The organism is Nocardia sp. NPDC057663, assembly GCF_042799895.1.
Taxonomy (GTDB): domain Bacteria; phylum Actinomycetota; class Actinomycetes; order Mycobacteriales; family Mycobacteriaceae; genus Nocardia.
Genome location: NZ_JBHVHX010000018.1, coordinates 85,337 through 103,431 on the forward strand (window position 1 = coordinate 85,337; position 18,095 = coordinate 103,431).

Genomic DNA, 18,095 nt, shown 5'->3' on the forward strand with positions numbered 1-18,095 from the left:
CGCGAAGAAGTTAGGTCAGCATTACCTTGGAGGATCGTTGTCGTCGACGGAACAGCCCGTACGGGTGGAGTATGTGACCGATCCGGCGGCAGCGATGTCCCGCCTGGCAGGAGCCGATCGATTCGGCGAGTACGTGATGTACGAGCAGCCCGGCGGGTGGGTGTTCGCCGCCGACCCGCTCGGCAGCGTCGAACTCGACGCCGGTGAACTGCGCACCGTGTGGGGTGGCAAGACCACCGCACGCGCGTGGACCGGCAGTCCCGCCCAGGTCGTCGACGCCGCGCTGGCCGGGCTGCCACTGGACGGCCGCAATGCCTACGGCTGGATCGGTTTCGAGTTCTGCGCCTATTCGCTGGCCGCGACCAGGTACCTGAACCCGCTGACCCCGCTGGCGCACCTGATGATTCCGCGGATCGAGGTCCGCATCGACGCCACCGGCGTGCGGATCAGCGGCGCCACCCCCGCCGAGGCTTGCGATATCCACGATCTGATCGCCGCGTCGCAGGGCACCGACCTGCCGGTCGCGTTCCCGGTCGACGTGCGTCCCGACCCGACCGACTACCAGGGTCGTGTCGCCACGGCGGTGTCGGAGATCCGTTCCGGCGGCTACCAGAAGGTGATCCTGTCCAGGAAGGTCGATCTGCCCTTCGCCGTCGACGTGCCCGCCACCTACCGGCTCGGCCGGGCCAACAACACCCCGGCCCGCTCCTTCCTGCTGCGCCTCGGCGGGCTGGAAGCGGCCGGGTTCAGCCCGGAGCTGGTGGCCTCGGTCGACGACGACCGGATCGTCACCACCGAGCCGCTCGCGGGCACCCGCGCCTTCGGGCTCGGCGTCGAAGCCGATGACGCCGCCCGCGCCGAACTACTCGCCGATCCGAAAGAGATCGTGGAGCACGCGATCTCGGTGCAGACCTCGTTCGCCGAGATCACCGAGGTCGCCACACCCGGCACCCCGGCCGTCTCCGACTTCATGGCGGTGCGTGAGCGCGGCAGCGTGCAGCACCTGGCGTCCACCGTGCGCGGCACCCTCGCCGCCGACCGCACCAGCTGGGACGCGCTCGAGGTGCTGTTCCCCTCGGTGACCGCCTCCGGCATCCCCAAGCGCGAGGGCGTCGACTCCGTCTTCCGCAACGATCACGATCCGCGCGGCCTGTACTCCGGTGCGGTGGTGTGTGTTTCGCCGACCGGCGCGCTGGAGGCGACGCTGGTGCTGCGGGCGATCTACCAGACCGGCGAGGGTGCGTGGCTGCGGGCCGGTGCCGGCATCGTCGGCCAGTCGCGTCCCGAGCGTGAGTTCGAGGAGACCTGCGAGAAGCTCGGCAGCGTGGCCCCGTACGTGGTCAAGGCTTGATACTCGGTACATAGCAACGGCGGCTCACCTTTGAGTGAGCCGCCGTTTTCGTGTCTTCGGTCAGCCGTGCAGGGCGCGCAGGGCCTTCTTGTCGATCTTGCCGACCGCGGTGAGCGGCAGCGAATCCGCTTGGCGCACCAGGTCGGGCAGCTTGTAGGTGGCCAGGCCGCGTTCGGTGAGGAAATTCTTGATCTCGCCCAGGCTGGGCAGCCCACCGGTGACAACCAGGACGACACAGGCCTTTTCGCCGAGCGAGGCGTCCGGGAGCCCGACCGCGGCGGCGTGCCGCACGGCGGGGTGCGCGAGCAGGTGCTCCTCGAGTTCGTCGCAGGAGATGTTCTCGCCGCCGCGGTTGATCACATCCTTGATCCGGCCGCTGACCACCAGGTGCCCGGTGGGCAGCTGCCGCACCAGGTCGCCGCTGCGGTAGTAGCCGTCGGGGGTGAAGGCACGCGCATTGTGTTCGGGCGCACGGTAATACCCGCGCAGCGTGTAGGGGCCGCGGGTGAGCAGTTCGCCCTCCTCGCCGGGCGCGACATCGTCGCCCTCGGCGTCGACGACGCGGAGCTCGTCGGCGGGGGAGAGCGGGCGGCCCTGCGTGGTGCAGATCAGCTCGTCGTCATCGTCGAGGCGGGTGTAGTTGAGCAGGCCCTCGGCCATGCCGAACACCTGCTGCAGCCGGCAGTGCAGCGCGGGCTCCACCTCGCGGGCGTTGACCTCGGCCAAGCGGGCGCCGCCGACCTGGAGCAGGCGCAGCGAGCTCAGGTCGGCGTCCTCCCATTCCACCGCGGCGCTCCACAATTGGGCCAGCGGCGGCACGACAGCGGTGACGGTCACCCGGTGCCGCTCGATCGCGGCGAACGCGGCCTCGGGGCTCGGGTCGAGGGTGAAGGCGATCGCGCCGCCGGTGGCGACGGTGCCGAGGATGCCGGGGCAGGCCAGCGGGAAGTTGTGGGCGGCGGGCAGCGTCGCCAGGTAGACGTCGTCGGGGGTGAGCTCGCAGACCTGCGCGCTGGCGGTGGCGTTGTAGACGTAGTCGTCGTGGGTGCGGGCGATCAGCTTCGGCAGGCCGGTGGTGCCGCCGGAGACCAGCATCAGCGCGATCTCGGACGGATCGACCGCGGGCAGCGAATCGCCGTCGCGGGCAATCGAATCCAGTGCGATGAACGCGCCCGGCTCACCCGCGACGAGGACGTGGCGCAGCGACGGAACCGCCTGCCGCACCGTGGTGGCGAGCTCGCGGTAGTCGAAATCGCCGAGGGTGTCGGGGATCAGGTAGGCCACGGCGCCGGACAGTGCGGCGAGGTGCTGGATCTCGGCGCGGCGGTGTGCGGGCAGGGTGAGCACCGGGATGATGCCCGCCCGCAGCAGGCCGAACAGGGCGGTGGCGAACACGGGCACGTTCGGCAGCTGCACGATCACCCGGTCGCCGGGGTTGATGCCGAGGGCGAGCAGGCCGTGCGCCATCCGGTCGGCGGCCGCGTCCAGTTCGGCGTAGGTCTGGGTGCCGTCGGCGGTGAGGATCGCGGGATGTTCCGGCTGGATGCGGGCGGAGTCGCGCAGGAGGTCGCCGAGAGTGCGTCCGGCCCAGTAGCCGTCGCCCCGGTACCGCTGTGCCGCGGCCTCGGGGAAGGGGACGTAGCCCTCGCGGTGGTCTGCTTCGGCCGATGTCGACGTCACGTTCTGCCTCGCTGCTCTGGCGGCTCGCGCCGCATGTTTCTGTCCTGGCCGTCCCGCGAGTCGATCGGGGCGGGCCGTGCTTCCGGGCATGTTTCGCGCCCGGTCCCGGCCGTCCCGCAGGTCGATCGAGGCGGGCCGGGTGTCCGGGCACGTTCTCGCACCCGGCCTCGGCCCTCCTGCTGGTCGACCCGGAATCGATGCGGGTGGGGAGACCGGTAGCTCGGTGCCCGCGTCGCAGGCTAACCTTGCATAGGTTAGGCAACCCTATCTCAATGAAGTAGGCTGCCGCCGGGCAGTACCGAAATCCGTCCGGCCCCGGACGGCGAGCAAGGAGTGAACCGGCAGATGGACACAGCACCCGCAGGCGTCGTGATCGACCGCGCCGAGATCCGTGCCGCGATCGCCCGCCACCTCGACCTCACCCCCGAGGACATCGCCGACGCCACCGACCTCATCCAGCTCGGCCTCGACTCGATCCGCACCATGAAGCTGGCCGGCGGCTGGCGCAAGCGCGGCATCGCCGTCAACTTCGCGCTACTAGCCGCCCACCCGACGGTCGACGCCTGGTTCGCCCTACTCAACGGCGCCGACCCGGACGACCTCGCGGCCGGCGCCGCCGAAGCGCCGAGCGCGCCGAACACCGCCGTGGTTGCTGCGGATGGCGTTGTGCTCGATCGCCCGGCCGCTGCCGAGGCCGCAGCGGCTGCCGCGTCGACCCCGGCCGGTGACGCCTTGTCCGCTGCTCCCGCCGGAGAGCCCGCAGCCGGGCGAGGCGAGTCCGTCACGGGCGCCACGTCCGCCGATGGCAGGCTGACGGCCGGCAACTCCGCGGTGACCGTCGGCTTCGATTCGGCGGCAAGCGAATCCGTGATCGTGCCCGATGATGGCACACCGTTCGCCCTGGCCCCCATGCAGCACGCGTACTGGATCGGCCGTTCGGACGCCCAGGAACTCGGCGGTGTCGCGGCGCATCTCTATGTCGAATTCGACGGTGCCGGTGTCGATCCCGAGCGGCTCGAGCGCGCGGTGGAGCAGCTGCTCGTCCGGCATCCCATGCTGCGCACCCGGTTCCTGCCCGACGGCACCCAGCAGACCCTCGACCGGCCGGGCCGCGCGGTGTACAGCGTGACCGACCTGTGCGAGGACTCCGCCGCGGACGCCGAGCAGCGGCTCGAGGAGCTGCGGACCGCGCGCACCCATCAGCGGATGGCGGTGCAGGACGGACAGGTGATCGATATCGCACTGACCCGGCTCGCCGACGGCCGCACCCGCCTGCACCTCGATGTCGACATGCTCGCCGCCGACGCCATGAGCTACCGCATCCTCATCACCGACCTGGCCCGCCTCTACCACGGCGAACAGCTGCCGCCGCAGGACTACACCTTCCGCCAGTACCTGGCCGAGCACCCCGCGGGCACCGGCGACGAGCATGCCCGCGACCGCGCCTGGTGGCAGGAGCGCCTGCCCGAGCTGCCCGGTTCGCCGGAACTGCCGCAGGCCCAGCAGATCTCGGATCCCAGCCGGACGATCCGGCTGCACCGCTGGCTTTCTCCGCAGGCCAAGGCGCAGGTGTTCGACGCCGCGCACGCCCGCGGCATCACCCCGGCGATGGCCTTGGCCTCGGTATTCGCCGAGACCATCGGCGGCTGGTCGGCCCAGCGCCGGTTCCTGCTGAACCTGCCGCTGTTCCACCGCGAACCGGCGCACCCGCAGGTCGACGGCGTCGTCGGCGACTTCACCTCCTCGGTGCTGCTCGAGGTCGACGTCACCGAGCCCGCCACCGTCGCCGACCGGGCCCGCGCCCTCCAGCAGCGCCTGCACGAAGCGGGCGCGCACTCGGCCTACTCCGGCCTCGAGGTCCTGCGTGACCTGGGCCGCCACCGCGGCGAACCGGTGCTCGCCCCCATCGTCTACACCAGCGCGCTCAACCTGGGTGAACTGTTCGCCGACACCGTCACCGACACCTTCGGCGACCCGGTCTGGATCATCTCCCAGGGCCCGCAGGTACTCCTGGACGCCCAGATCACCGAGGTCCGCGGCGGCCTCCTGCTCAACTGGGACATCCGCGAATCCGCGTTCCCCGCAGGCATGGTCGAGGTGATGTTCGCCCGCTACATCGAGGCGATCGAGCGACTGGGCGGCCAGAGCTCCGAGCTCACCGATTCGCTGGGTGGCGCCGTGGTGGCGACCGCCGATGCGCAAGGTGGCGCCCAGGTGGCGACGGGCGGTGCGCAGGGCGTCGCCGAGGTGGTGGCCGGTGGCGCGGAGGTCGCGGCCAGTGGTGCGCAGTCGGTAGCCGGGGGCGCCGATGGCCGGGCGGATGATGTCGCGCCGGCCGCAGGCGTCGGGGATGCGGGCTCGGTACCTGCGGTCACCGGTTCGTTGTCCAGCGCATCGGGTGCTGACCTCGGCACCAGGGCCGTGTCCTCGGCGACCGGCGAGCAGGTTGGCCGGGTGCGGTCGAGCGCCGCGGTCGGCAGCGCCGGGTGGCAGGCCGAGGCAGGCGTGCGTATTCCGGTGGAGCAGGCGGCAACTCGCGCGCGGGTCAACGCTACGGCGGGACCGGTGAGCGGGGGACTGTTGCACACCGGGTTCTTCGCGAACGCGGCGACGAATCCTGTTGCACCCGCGGTGATCTGGGAGCCCGCCGGGCAACTGACCTACGGCGAGCTCGCCGCCGACGCGCTGGCCGTCGCCGGTGCGCTGCGCGAAGCCGGTGTGGCGCCGGGTGATTCGGTGGCCGTGCAGCTGCCGAAGGGCCCCGACCAGGTGCTGGCGGTGCTCGGTGTCCTCGCCGCCGGTGCGGTGTACGTGCCGATCGGCTTCGATCAGCCCGCCGCGCGGCGCGCGGAGATCCTGCGCACCGCCGACGCGGTCGCCGTGCTCACCGTTGGCGGCGCGCAGATTCCCGACGCGCGGGCGATCGACCTGGCCGAGGCGCGCACGCATCAGGAACCGTTGGCGCGCCCCGTCTTCGGTGATCCCGAGAACATCGCCTACGTGCTGTTCACCTCCGGCTCCACCGGCAAGCCCAAGGGCGTCGAGGTCCCGCATCGCGCCGCGATGAACACCATCGACGACCTGAACGAGCGCTTCGGGCTCGGCGCCGACGACCGGGCGCTGGCCCTGTCGGCCCTCGAGTTCGACCTCTCCGTCTACGACATCTTCGGCCTGCTCGCCGCGGGCGGCGCGGTGGTCGCGGTGGACGACGCGCAGCGCGCCGACCCCGCGCGCTGGGTGGAACTGATCCGCCGCCACCGGGTTTCGATGCTGAACTGCGTCCCCAGCCTGCTCGACATGCTGCTGACCGCCGCGGCGGGCGAGCAGCTGGCGTCGCTGCGCACGGTGATCCTCGGCGGCGACTGGGTCGACGTCGCCCTGCCCGCCCGCCTGGCCGCGGTCGCCCCGGAGTGCCGGTTCGCCGGTCTCGGCGGCGCGACCGAGACCGCGATCCACTCCACCATCTGCGAGGTCGTCGGCGCCGAGGTTCCCGCCGAGTGGAGCGCGGTGCCCTACGGCACCCCGCTGCGCAATGTGCAGTGCCGTGTCGTCGGGCCCGCGGGCACCGACTGCCCCGACTGGGTCACCGGTGAGCTGTGGATCGGTGGTGACGGTGTGGCCGCCGGGTACCGCGCCGATCCGGAGCGCACCGCCGACCGGTTCGTCACCCATGAGGGTCTGCGCTGGTACCGCACCGGCGATCTGGCCCGCTACCTGCCCGACGGCGGCCTGGAATTCCTCGGCCGGGCCGATCACCAGGTCAAGATCCGTGGCTACCGGGTAGAACTCGGCGAGGTGGAGAGCGCTCTGCGCGCGGTGCCCGGCATCCGGCACGCGGTGGCCGCCGTGGTCGGCTCGGCCGCGCCGAAGCTGGTCGCCGCGATCGTCGCGACCCCGGACACCACCCTCGACGTCGAGTCCGTGCTCGCCGCCACCGCCGAGCTGGTGCCCGCCTACATGGTCCCGACCCGGCTCGAACTGCTCGCCGAGCTCCCGCTGACCTCGAATGCCAAGCCGGACCGCAAGGCCGTCCGCGCGGTGCTCGACAAGAGCGAGACGGCAACGGAATTCGTCACCCCACGGACCGATCTCGAACGCGCGCTCGCCGCGGTGATCGGCGAGGTCCTCGCGACCGAGCGGATCGGCGTCACCGACGACTTCTTCGCCCTCGGCGGCGACTCGGTGCTGGCCACCACGGCGGTGGCCCGCATCCGCGAATGGCTCGACGCGCCCGACACCGTGGTCGCCGACCTGTTCACCGCCCGCAGCATCGCCGGCCTGGCCACGCGCATGCTGGAGCGGGAGACCGAAGCGGGCGCCACCGGCAGGCTCGACGCCGTCGCCGCGATGTACCTCGAGGTCGCCGCGATGACCGACGAGGAGATCCTCGCGCAGTCCTGACGGCCCGGAGCCGGTGCGAACCACGCACCGGCTCTTGCCGATTCGCGATTTTCGCAGGTCGCAGTAGACTTTCGCCAGTGAGTAAGTGGACAACCGCGAACCTGCCCGACCAGACCGGCCGCACCATCGTCGTCACCGGAGCCAATAGTGGGTTAGGCGCCGCCACCGCGCGTGCGCTGTCCGCCGCGGGCGCCCGGGTGATCCTGGCCTGTCGAGATACGGGCAAGGCGGAGCGGGTCGCGGCGAGCATGCCGGGTGCGACCGAAGTCCGTGAGCTCGACCTGGCGAACCTGAACTCGGTGCGCGCCTTCGCCGACTCGATCGAGCGCGTCGACGTGCTGATCAACAACGCGGGCGTGATGGCGCTGCCGCTGCGCCGCACCGCCGACGGCTTCGAGATGCAGTTCGGTACCAACCATCTCGGCCACTTCGCGCTCACCAACCTGCTGCTCGACCGGATCACCGACCGCGTGGTCACGGTGTCCAGCGGCGCGCACCGCATCGGCCGGATCGACCTGGACGACCCCAGCTGGGAGCGCCGCCGTTACGACCGCTGGCTCGCCTACGGCCAGTCCAAGCTGGCCAACCTGATGTTCGCCTACGAACTGCAGCGCAGGCTGGCCGGCGAGGGTTCCGCGGTGGTCTCGGTGGCGGCGCACCCCGGCTACGCCGCCACCGAACTCATGTCGCACACCGAGTCCATCCAGGACGCGATCATGTGGCTGGGCAACCGCACGCTGGCCCAGAGCGCCGAGCAGGGCGCGCTGCCGACGCTGTTCGCGGCTACCGCCGACATCGCGCCCGGCGCCTTCTACGGCCCTGACGGCCTGCTCGGTCTGCGCGGTTATCCCGCCCGCTGCGGCAGCACCGCCGCCTCGAAGGATCGCACCGTCGCGGCCGAGCTGTGGGAGCTCTCCGAGAAGCTCTGCGGCCTGATCTGAGTCCGAGTGACCGGCATCACATTCGGTGCTGTCACACCGCGGGTGGCTGCCTCGTCGTCTCTGTAGAACCCCACAGAACGACGAAGGAGCCATCATGGAACCGCGCTTCAACCTCTACGCCAACCCCGTCTCGGTCAGCTTCACCAAGCGGCTGACCATGGCGAGCAAGGTGATCGACGACTCGACGCTGGACAAGGCGACCTATGAGCTGGTGAAGCTGCGGGCCTCGCAGATCAACGGCTGTAGCTACTGCACCGACATGCACTTCAAGGACGCCGTGCACGCGGGCGAGTCCGCGACGCGGCTGAACCTGGTCGCCGCCTGGCACGAGGCCACCGTCTTCACCGAGGCCGAGCGGGCCGCCCTCGCGCTGACCGAGGAGGCGACCCGCGTCGCCGACGGGGGCCACGTCTCCGACGACACCTGGGAGCAGGTGCGCAAGCACTTCGACGACGACCAGACCGCCGCCCTGATCGCTGCCATCGCGATGATCAACGCCTGGAACCGGATGAACGCCATTGCACGTACCCCCGCCGGCGACTACGTGCCGGGTCAGTGGGGCTGAGCGACCGGGTGGTGTCACCGCCCGGCTCAGCCGTTGATCGGCGACTACGTGCCGGGTCAGTGGGGCTGAGCGATCCCGCCCGGTCCCACCGCCCGGCTCAGGCGACTACGCGCGGTGGGGCTGGGCGAAACCGGTGCCCGTGTTCGGCCGCCCACTGCGCGAAGGTGCGCGCCGGGCGGCCGAGTACCTGCTCCACCGTCGGGTCGACCGTGTACGACTCCGGGCTCGACTCGGCGTACCAGCCGATCACATAGTCCGCGTCGGCCTTCGAGACGCCGGTCGCCATGAGCCGGTCGACGGCCTGCTGATGGGTGATCCTGGCGAACTCGATGGGCCTGCCCGCCGCCGCGGCCAGGATCGTGATCCGCTCGTGCGGGGTGATCGCCGCGGGTCCGGTCAGGTTGTAGGCGCGGCCGTGGTGACCGTCCTCGAGCAGCGCCACGGCCGCGACCGCGCCGATATCGGCCTCGTGGACCACCGCGCTCGGGTGGTCGTAGGGCTCGCGCACCACGCCGTCGGCCAGGATCGGCTCGAGCCAGGTGAGCGTGTTCGACATGAACTCCTGCGGCTCCAGCCGCGTCCACTCCACCCCGGACTCGGCGACGGCCTGCTCGACCGGGCCGACCCCGCCGCCCCAGACGACGGTGATGCGGCGCACGCCCGCCTCGACAGCCCGGCCGACCAGCTCCGGCCCGACCTCGGCGAGCCCCGTGGTCACCGTCACATGCAGCCGGTCGACACCGTGCCAGGCGTCGTCGAGCGTCGACGGCACAGTGTGGGTGCCGGTGACCAACTCCACCTCGGGGCCGAGCAGGCTGCGTGCGGCGGCGGGATCGCGCGTGAGCGCCTTGACCTTCTCGCCGCGGCCGACGAGTTCGCGGACCACCTGGCGGCCGGTGTTTCCGGTAGCGCCCGTAACCAGTGTTGTCACAGTCGATTTCCTTTCCTCGGCTACCGACGCTAAAAGCTCGAGCAAGGTAGAGGTCAAGGCTTCCGGCCTGGAGATTCGCCGACGCAGCGGTGTGATGGTCCGCACTCCAGGCAACCTTGCCCCGGCCGATGACGTTTCACCGGTGGTACAGTCCACGGCATGCAGCGCGCATATTTCTGGTTTAGCGAGCCGGCCCTGGGTGGGCCGGTCTGCGACCCTGCGCGCTGACCTCTTCCACCCCGAGCCGGACACTGACCGGCTCGACGGGTTCGCGAAAGTCCGTGGGTCGGCCTCGAAGATAGGAAACCCACACATGACCACCGCAGCCGATGTCGACTCGCGGCATTCCGATCTGGATGACCAGCGCACCCTCAGCGTGAGCCCCCTGCGCTCGCCCGCCGAGGTCCGCATGGTCCACCCCATCACCGACGAGCTCGCCGACACCGTTCGTGCGGGCCGTAAAGCCACCGTCGACGTGCTCAACGGCGACGACGACCGCCTCATGGTGATCGTCGGCCCGTGCTCGGTGCACGACCCGGCCGCTGCGCTGGACTACGCCCGCAAGCTGGCCGCCAAGGCCGCCGAGCTGAGCGACCGGCTGCACGTGGTGATGCGGGTGTACTTCGAGAAGCCGCGCACGACGCTGGGCTGGAAGGGCCTGATCAACGATCCGCACCTGGACGGCTCGTTCGACGTCAACACCGGTCTCGGCATCGGCCGCAAGGTACTCGTCGACATCACCGCGCTCGGCCTGCCCGTCGCGTGTGAGTTCCTCGACCCGATCACCCCGCAGTACATCGCCGACCTGGTCTCCTACGGCGCGATCGGCGCCCGCACCGCGGCCAGCCAGGTGCACCGGCAGCTGTCCTCGGCGCTGTCCATGCCGGTCGGCATCAAGAACGGCACCGACGGTGACGTGCAGGTCGCCGTCGACGGCGTGCGCGCCGCCGCGGCCAGCCACGTCTTCCCCGGCACCGACCTCGACGGCCGCTCCGCGCTGATCCGTACCTCGGGCAACCCGGACTGCCACGTCATCCTGCGCGGTGGCAGCAACGGCACCAACTACGACGCCGCCTCGGTCGCCGAGGCCAAGCTGCGGCTGGAGAAGTCCTCGCTGGCCCAGCGCGTGGTCGTCGACGCCAGCCACGGCAACAGCAACAAGGACCACAACCGGCAGGTCGACGTCGTCACCGATATCGCCGAGCGGCTCGCCGCCGGTGAGCAGGGCGTGGTCGGCGTGATGCTGGAGTCGTTCCTCGTCGCCGGCCGCCAGGACCTGACCCTCGGCAAGGCCGACGAGCTCACCTACGGCCAGTCCATCACCGACGCGTGCATCGACTGGAACGTCACCGCCGCCCAGCTCGACCGGCTCGCCGCCGCCGTCGAATCCCGTCGCGGCTGAGTTTTTTTTCGCTGTGTGGCCCCGGAAACCTCCGGGGCCACACAGCTCAACCGCAACGGACCTGCGATCTGCGCGGGATGCTAGCTGCGAATCTCCACCGAGGGTATGCTGGCATACCATGAAGCGCACTACCATCAAACTGCCCGACGACCTCGATAGTCGCATTCGGCACGAGGCTGCGCGACGTGACATGACCGTGTCGGAGTGGACGAGGGAAGCCCTGACGGAGCATCTGCCCGGGCACGGTATTCGCCGGTTCGGCGCGGCAGGCGCAGGCCGGAGTGGGCGCTCGGATATTTCCGAGCGGATCGAGGAGATTCTGCGCGGGGAGTGGGACCGATAACGCGGCTGCTGGTCGACGCGGGACCGCTCTACGCCTACGTCGACGCTGACGATGCCCATCACCGGGCCTGCCTGGATCTGCTCCAAAACCACCGTGGCCCGCTCGTCGTGCCGACACTGGTCATCACGGAGGCGGCGTACCTCATCGCGACGCGGCTGGGCACCGAAGCCGAGGTGCGTTTTCTCGGTGACTTCGCCGAAGGGCTGTTCGAAGTAGAGCCGGTGCATCCCGCAGATTGGCTGCGGATCGCGGAACTTGTTGCACGGTACCGTGACTGGCCTCTGGGTACGGCTGATGCTTCGGTGGTAGCCACTGCGGAAAGGCTGGGCATCACCGAGATCGCGACGGTGGATCGCCGGCACTTCGGCGCCGTGCGGCCCAAGCACGTCGACGTCTTTCGGCTGCTGCCCTGATTGCCGGCGTCCCCTCATCGAGTTGGGTCGTGTGGGCGGGCATCGACCGGGTGGGTGCGGGTCGGCAGACTGGTGGGTGATGAAGCTGCCTGAACTGCCTGATCTGCCGGTGCGGCCCGCGCTGGGGGAGATCGTCGAGACGCTGGCCGATCGCGGGGTCGCGGTGCTGGTCGCGCCGCCGGGGACCGGTAAGACGACGCTGGTTCCGTTGGCATTGGCTGCCGAGACCGAGGGGCGGGTCGTCGTGGCCGAGCCGCGGCGGCTGGCGGCGCGGGCGGCGGCGGCGCGGATGGCGGCGTTGCTCGGGGAGAAGGTGGGGGAGACCGTCGGGTACTCGGTACGCGGGGACCGGAAGGTCGGGCGGGGGACGCGGATCGAGGTGGTGACCTCGGGGTTGCTGGTGCGGCGGTTGCAGAGTGATCCGGAGCTGGCCGGGGTCGGCACCGTGGTGCTCGACGAATGCCACGAGCGGCATCTGGACGCCGACCTGCTGTTGGCGCTGCTGCTCGACGCCAGGTCGGGATTGCGGCCGGACCTGCGGGTACTGGCCACCTCGGCGACCGTGGCGGCGGATCGTTTGGCGCAGCTACTCGGCGCGGGCGACGCAACCGAGCAGGCGCCGATGGACTCCCCAGGTTCGATGTCCGCGCCGGAGCAAGGCGGGCGCCTCGCGATGTCCTCGGAGGCGTTCTCGGTGTCCGCGCACTCGAGTTCGCAGGCCCGGGTGACTCATGGCCCGTCGCCGGAACGCGGGGTGGTTCGTTCCAGCGCAGCGGGGTTCGCGCCGGTGCTCGAAGTGCGTGGGCGGACCTATCCGGTGGATGTCCGGTACCTACCCGCGTTGCCTCGCGAACGGGTCGAGGCGCAGGTCGCGCGGGCTACGCGGGCTGCGCTCGCGGATACCGACGGGGACGTGCTGGTGTTTCTGCCCGGCGTCGGTGAGATCAATCGGACGGCCGGACTGCTGCGCGATCTGGGTGTCGATGTCGTGCCGCTGCACGGGAGACTCGGTGGCGCCGCCCAGGACACAGCGCTGCGGCCGGGATCGCGGCGTCGCGTCGTATTGTCCACGGCGGTAGCCGAATCCAGCCTCACGGTGCCCGGGGTGCGCGCTGTCGTCGACTCCGGCTTGGCGCGGGTGCCACGCATCGATCATCGGCGCGGGCTGTCCGGCCTTGCCACGGTGCGGGTTTCATCGGCGGTGGCCGAACAACGCGCGGGCCGCGCGGGCCGCGAAGCACCCGGTTCCGCCTGGCGCTGCTGGCCCGAATACGAGCATCAAACCCTCCCCGCCTACCCCGAACCCGAGATCCGCACCGCCGAACTCACCCGTCTCGCACTGGAATTGGCCTGCTGGGGCACCCCCGACGGCTCCGGCCTGGCCTGGTGGGACGCCCCACCCGAAGGCGGCCTCGCCGCAGGCCGCGCCGTCCTGCGTGCCCTCGGCGCCCTCGACAACACCGACCGCATCACCCCACGTGGCCGCGCCATGTCCGCCCTCGGCCTGCACCCCCGCCTCGCCCGCGCCCTCCTCGACGGCGCAGCCCATGTCGGTGCGCGCGCCGCCGCCGAAATGGTGGTGCTCATGGACGACGACTCGCTGGCCTCAGGCGTCGACGCGGCGGCCGCCCTACGCGCCCTGCGCGCCGAACGCCCACCCCGCTGGACGAAGGAAGTGCAGCGGCTGGTCGAACTGGTCGCCGCGAACGACCTGCCCAGCGGCAGTCCCACAGCAGGCGAGTCCGCCGCAGGCAGGACCGGCCGACCCGGATCGGCGGGGCATCCTGCGGATGTCGCTGCGCTCATGATCGCTTTGGCGCATCCGGAGCGGTTGGCTCGGCGGCGGGCGAATGGGTCCGCCTATCTGATGGCCGGGGGGACTGCGGTGACCTTGCCGCCCGGTTCGGGTCTCGCTGCGGCGGAATGGCTCGCGGTGGCGGTGGCGGATCGTGATCCGGGGCGGGCCGAGGGGCGAATTCGGTTGGCGGCCATCGTGGATGAGGATCTCGCCAGGGAGGCGGCGCCCGGGTTGGTGACGCGGGCCGAGGAGGTGCACTGGGAATCGGGGGACGTGGTCGCCCGGCGGGTGGAACGGCTCGGGTCGATCGTCCTCTCGGAAAAGGTGCTGCGCGAACCGGATACGCAGTTGCTGGAACAGGCGGTGCGCGAAGGATTGCGGTCCGAGGGGCTCGATCTCCTGCGGTGGGACGACGATGCGCGCGGCCTGCGCCGGCGCCTCGACTTCCTGCACCGCACACTCGGCGCCCCATGGCCCGCCGTCGACGACGACACCCTCCTGGCCGACCTCGACCGCTGGCTCGGCCCCGAACTCGCCACCGCCCGCCGCCGGTCCGATCTCGCCCGCATCGACGCGGGCACCGCCCTGCGCCGCCTGCTCCCCTGGCCGGAGGCGGCCCGCCTCGACGACCTCGCCCCCGAACGCCTGGAAGTCCCCTCCGGCAGCCGCGTCCGCCTCGACTACAGCGCCGACCCGCCGGTCCTGGCCGTGAAGGTCCAGGAGATCTTCGGCTGGACCGACCCGCCGACCCTCGCCGACGGCCGCTCCCCGATCCTGCTGCACCTGCTCTCCCCGGCCCAGCGCCCCGTCGCCGTCACCGCCGACCTCCCCTCCTTCTGGAAGAACGGCTGGCCCCAGGTCCGCGCCGACCTTCGCGGCCGCTACCCCAAACACGCCTGGCCGGAAGACCCCACCACGATCACCGCCCACCGCGGCACCGCCCGCCGCGCCCAGAACCGCTGACCGATCCTCGCCGACCAGCCCCGAGCCGCCGACGCGCAGCTGGACGGTCGATCACCATGCTCTGGTGTCAGAAGCGACCGCCACCAGCGCGTGGTGATCTTGATTTCCCGACGGAGACAGCTCAGCGAGGTGCGATGTCCGCGGGCCAGGTGTCGTCGGGGCCGGGTGGGTCGGTGGACAGGCGGGCAGCGTGCCATTCGTCGACGCGGACGCCGCGCTGGACGCCGCCGAGGCGGGCGGTGCCCTCGAAGTGGAAGCCGTTGCGACGGACGGCGGCGGCCGAGGGGTGGTTGCCGACCATGGCGCGCCAGGTGACGCGGGCCAGGGCGAGGCCGTCGGGGGCGAAGGCGAAGTCGCAGGCCAGGGCGATGGCGCGCGACATCAGGCCGCGGCCGCGGTGGTCGGGGGTGAGCCAGAAGCCGATCTCGCAGACGCCGGGGCTGCGGGTGTGCAGGCCGAGCATGCCTTCGACCTGCCCGTCCGCGGCGGTGCGGATCGCCCAGACGGGCGCGTTGCCCGCCCAGCCGGGTGCGACGACCAGGTCGAGGAATTGCTCGGCGTCCGAGCGGCTGTACGGGACGGGAATCGTCGTCCAGCGACCCACCTCGGGATCCTGGCAGCACTCGGCGATGCGGTCGAGATCGGCGCCGGTCGGGCGGGTGAGCCAGACCGTGCCGTCGGTGAGCGTGTGCTCGTACATCGTGTCATCCTGACAGGTCGACGCCCGGTTTCTCAGCAGGATTTCCGGTCCGTAGGATCATCGACGATGGTTTCCCCGCTTCTCGCCGACCTGTTCGAATCGCATCGAGCGCACCTGCTTTCGGTCGCCTACCGGCTCACCGGAAGCGTCGGCGACGCCGAGGACGCGGTGCAGGAGAGCTGGCTGCGGATGGCCGGGGTGCACCAGTCCGAGATCGACGACCTGCGGGCCTGGCTGACGACGGTGGTCAGCCGGATCTGCCTCGATCATCTGCGCAGTGCGGCGGTGCGCCGGGAAACCTATGTGGGGCAATGGCTTCCTGAGCCGATCGTCACCACGCCGGCACGCACGCCTGATCCGCTGGACGTGGTGGTCCGCAACCAGGACAGCCGGATGGCGGCGATGGTGGTGCTCGACGCGTTGACGCCGCAGCAGCGCGTCGCGCTGGTCCTGCACGACGGCCTCGCGGTGCCGTTCGACGAGATCGCCGAGATCCTCGGCGTATCCGCCGACGCCGCACGGCAATTGGCGGTGCGGGCACGCAAGGCGGCCGCCAAGGCGCCGGAACCGGTCCCCGACGAGGTGCACGACCAGGCGGTGCAGCGGTTCCTCGCGGCACTGGCCACCGGCGACGTCGCCGCGGTGGCGGCCACCCTGCACCCGGACGCGACCTTCGTCGCCGATGCGGGCGGTACGACCAGGACCGCGCTGAATGTCGTCGCGGGAGCGGAGAAGATCGCGCGCCTGGCGCTGGGCCTGTGGCGCAAGCACCTGGAAGAACCGGGGCTGGACCTGGGATTCGCCGCGGTGAACGGGCAATCGGGCCTCGTGCTCACCGATCCGAACTCGCCGTTCGGGCGGCCGGTGCGCGTACTCGGATTCGCGGTACGCGATGGAAAAGTCTGGGCTACTTACGATTTCGCCAATGTAGTGAAGCTGTCGGGCGCGCGGCTGCGCTGAACCCGCGCATCGGACCGGACCCGCGCGATCCGGTCCGATATCGCGAGTGTCTACGGGTAGGTCGACCCCCACTGGTGGTCGCCGGTCGACGAACCGAGGTTGTGGTCGCCGGTCGAGGAGCCCATGTTGTTGTCGGGGGTCGCCGAACCGGTGAAGTAATCCACGATCGGGCTGCCCATCAGATGGTCGTGGATGAATCGCAGAGCGGAACCGGCAACCTCCGACGCAGCCGGTCCGGCGATGAAATCGAGCAGAGGTGAGGCCATAGGGAGCCCCTTTCGATATACCACCACGCAGTGGTGTGTGAGGTAGAACACGGCGAGGCTAGCTCAGCCTGGGTGATCGCACAATAGCGCAGGTCAACACGGCAAAACGTTTGTGAAACATGCATGTTCGCTATCGGTCGGCAACGTAACCGAAAAGTGGGATACGCTGCGGAGATGTCGTCTGCGCCGCCCACTGTCTCCCGTTTGCGCCCGTTCGGATCGACCATCTTCGCCGAGATGACCGAACTGGCCGTCCGCCACGATGCGGTGAATCTGGGTCAGGGATTCCCGGATACCGACGGGCCCGCGGGCATGCTCGAGGTCGCCAGGGCCGCCATCGCCGACGGGCTCAACCAGTACCCGCCGGGGCGCGGCATGCCGGTGCTGCGCCAGGCCATCGCCGACGACCGCGCCCGCCGCTACGGCACCGCCTACGACCCGGCCACCGAGGTACTGGTGACCGTCGGCGCCACCGAGGCGATCAGTGCCGCCGTGCTCGGGCTGGTGGAGCCGGGCCAGGAGGTGGCGCTCATCGAGCCGTACTACGACTCCTACGCCGCCTCGGTCGCGCTGGCCGGTGCACAGCGGCGGACCGCGCGGCTGGTCGCCGACGGCGATCGTTTCGTGCTCGACCTGGACAGCCTGCGTGCCGCGATCACCCCGAAAACCCGCATGCTGGTGATCAATTCACCGCACAACCCGACCGGCGCCGTCCTCGATCGCGCCGATCTCACCGCCATCGCCGAGCTGGCCCGCGAACACGATCTGCTGGTGCTGGCCGACGAGGTGTACGAGCACCTCGTCTACGACAACGCCGAGCACATCAGCATCTCCACCCTGCCCGGTATGCGCGAGCGCACCATCGTGGTGTCCAGCGCGGCGAAGACTTTCAATGTCACCGGCTGGAAGATCGGCTGGGTGTGCGCGCCCGCGCCGCTGCTCGACGGTGTGCTCGCGGCCAAGCAGTTCCTCACCTTCGTGGGTGGCGGGCCGTTCCAGCCCGCGGTCGCGCACGCGATCAACGCGGAGCTCGACTGGGTGCACGCCCTGCGCGAGAGCCTGTCCGACAAGCGGCTGCGCCTCTCGGCCGCGCTGCGTGACACCGGTTTCGGTGTGTTCGCCAGCTCGGGCGGCTACTTCGTGTGCGCGGATATCCGCCCGCTCGGTGCCCAGGAGGGTCTGGCGTTCTGCCGCGAACTGCCCGCTCGCCTCGGCGTCGCCGCCGTGCCGGTGAGCGTCTTCGCCGACCACGCCGACGACTGGAAACACCTGGTGCGCTTTACGTTCAGCAAGCGCGACGAGACCATCGACGAGGGTGTGCGCCGCCTGCGCGCGGGAATGCCGGTGCGCTGACGGACTGCCGTGTCAGGGTGAACAGATC

General features: G+C 70.7%; 14 protein-coding genes. 10 read left to right on the forward strand and 4 right to left on the reverse strand.

The window, feature by feature from the left end; all coding sequences use genetic code 11:
• Nucleotides 1-94 precede the first annotated feature (94 nt).
• Complete coding sequence (locus ACFVAV_RS28150) at nucleotides 95-1,351, forward strand: salicylate synthase (protein ID WP_379038573.1); 1,257 nt, start codon at nucleotides 95-97, stop codon at nucleotides 1,349-1,351.
• Nucleotides 1,352-1,411: 60 nt separating this feature from the next.
• Here the strand turns inward: ACFVAV_RS28150 and ACFVAV_RS28155 are convergent, their stop codons facing one another.
• Complete coding sequence (locus ACFVAV_RS28155) at nucleotides 1,412-3,031, reverse strand: (2,3-dihydroxybenzoyl)adenylate synthase (RefSeq protein ID WP_379038522.1); 1,620 nt, start codon at nucleotides 3,029-3,031, stop codon at nucleotides 1,412-1,414.
• A 345-nt stretch (nucleotides 3,032-3,376) separates the two neighbouring features.
• Here ACFVAV_RS28155 and ACFVAV_RS28160 point away from each other — a divergent pair, with 345 nt between their 5' ends.
• The 3 genes from ACFVAV_RS28160 (at nucleotide 3,377) to ACFVAV_RS28170 (ending at nucleotide 8,938) form a co-directional block, all read left to right on the forward strand.
• Entirely contained in the window at nucleotides 3,377-7,432 is a 4,056-nt protein-coding gene (locus ACFVAV_RS28160; protein ID WP_379038523.1) for an amino acid adenylation domain-containing protein, read from the forward strand.
• A 77-nt stretch (nucleotides 7,433-7,509) separates the two neighbouring features.
• A complete protein-coding gene (locus ACFVAV_RS28165) occupies nucleotides 7,510-8,373 on the forward strand; it encodes an oxidoreductase (RefSeq protein ID WP_379038524.1) in 864 nt (287 codons plus the stop codon).
• Between the two features lie 94 nt (nucleotides 8,374-8,467).
• Nucleotides 8,468-8,938 (forward strand): carboxymuconolactone decarboxylase family protein, encoded by a 471-nt coding sequence (locus ACFVAV_RS28170; RefSeq protein ID WP_379038526.1) that lies wholly within the window; start codon nucleotides 8,468-8,470, stop codon nucleotides 8,936-8,938.
• A 97-nt stretch (nucleotides 8,939-9,035) separates the two neighbouring features.
• On the opposite strand, the gene ACFVAV_RS28175 is transcribed toward ACFVAV_RS28170, so the two are convergent.
• Nucleotides 9,036-9,869: an NAD(P)H-binding protein gene (locus ACFVAV_RS28175; protein WP_379038527.1), complete on the reverse strand. Its 834-nt coding sequence runs from the start codon at nucleotides 9,867-9,869 to the stop codon at nucleotides 9,036-9,038.
• A gap of 313 nt (nucleotides 9,870-10,182) precedes the next feature.
• On the opposite strand from ACFVAV_RS28175, the gene ACFVAV_RS28180 reads away from it, so the two are divergent.
• The 4 genes from ACFVAV_RS28180 to hrpB all read left to right on the forward strand — a co-directional run bounded on the left by ACFVAV_RS28180 (nucleotide 10,183) and on the right by hrpB (nucleotide 14,788).
• Nucleotides 10,183-11,271 carry a 3-deoxy-7-phosphoheptulonate synthase gene (locus tag ACFVAV_RS28180; RefSeq protein WP_379038528.1) on the forward strand — a complete coding sequence of 363 codons (1,089 nt, stop codon included), beginning with the start codon at nucleotides 10,183-10,185 and terminating at the stop codon, nucleotides 11,269-11,271.
• 118 nt (nucleotides 11,272-11,389) lie between these two features.
• Nucleotides 11,390-11,614, forward strand: a complete 225-nt coding sequence (locus tag ACFVAV_RS28185) for a CopG family transcriptional regulator (protein WP_379038530.1) — start codon at nucleotides 11,390-11,392, stop codon at nucleotides 11,612-11,614.
• Nucleotides 11,602-12,027: a type II toxin-antitoxin system VapC family toxin gene (locus ACFVAV_RS28190; RefSeq protein ID WP_379038531.1), complete on the forward strand. Its 426-nt coding sequence runs from the start codon at nucleotides 11,602-11,604 to the stop codon at nucleotides 12,025-12,027. The genes ACFVAV_RS28185 and ACFVAV_RS28190 overlap by 13 nt, the downstream gene beginning before the upstream one ends.
• A gap of 79 nt (nucleotides 12,028-12,106) precedes the next feature.
• A complete protein-coding gene (gene hrpB, locus ACFVAV_RS28195) occupies nucleotides 12,107-14,788 on the forward strand; it encodes an ATP-dependent helicase HrpB (protein WP_379038533.1) in 2,682 nt (893 codons plus the stop codon).
• A 121-nt stretch (nucleotides 14,789-14,909) separates the two neighbouring features.
• Here hrpB and ACFVAV_RS28200 read toward each other — a convergent pair whose 3' ends face one another.
• Nucleotides 14,910-15,488 carry a GNAT family N-acetyltransferase gene (locus ACFVAV_RS28200; RefSeq protein ID WP_379038534.1) on the reverse strand — a complete coding sequence of 193 codons (579 nt, stop codon included), beginning with the start codon at nucleotides 15,486-15,488 and terminating at the stop codon, nucleotides 14,910-14,912.
• 66 nt (nucleotides 15,489-15,554) lie between these two features.
• On the opposite strand from ACFVAV_RS28200, the gene sigJ reads away from it, so the two are divergent.
• Nucleotides 15,555-16,448 carry an RNA polymerase sigma factor SigJ gene (gene sigJ / locus ACFVAV_RS28205; RefSeq protein WP_379038535.1) on the forward strand — a complete coding sequence of 298 codons (894 nt, stop codon included), beginning with the start codon at nucleotides 15,555-15,557 and terminating at the stop codon, nucleotides 16,446-16,448.
• A 50-nt stretch (nucleotides 16,449-16,498) separates the two neighbouring features.
• Here the strand turns inward: sigJ and ACFVAV_RS28210 are convergent, their stop codons facing one another.
• Nucleotides 16,499-16,714, reverse strand: a complete 216-nt coding sequence (locus tag ACFVAV_RS28210) for a hypothetical protein (RefSeq protein ID WP_189030173.1) — start codon at nucleotides 16,712-16,714, stop codon at nucleotides 16,499-16,501.
• Between the two features lie 174 nt (nucleotides 16,715-16,888).
• Between ACFVAV_RS28210 and ACFVAV_RS28215 the strand changes: the two genes are divergently transcribed.
• Nucleotides 16,889-18,067, forward strand: a complete 1,179-nt coding sequence (locus tag ACFVAV_RS28215) for a pyridoxal phosphate-dependent aminotransferase (protein WP_379038536.1) — start codon at nucleotides 16,889-16,891, stop codon at nucleotides 18,065-18,067.
• Nucleotides 18,068-18,095: the final 28 nt, after the last annotated feature.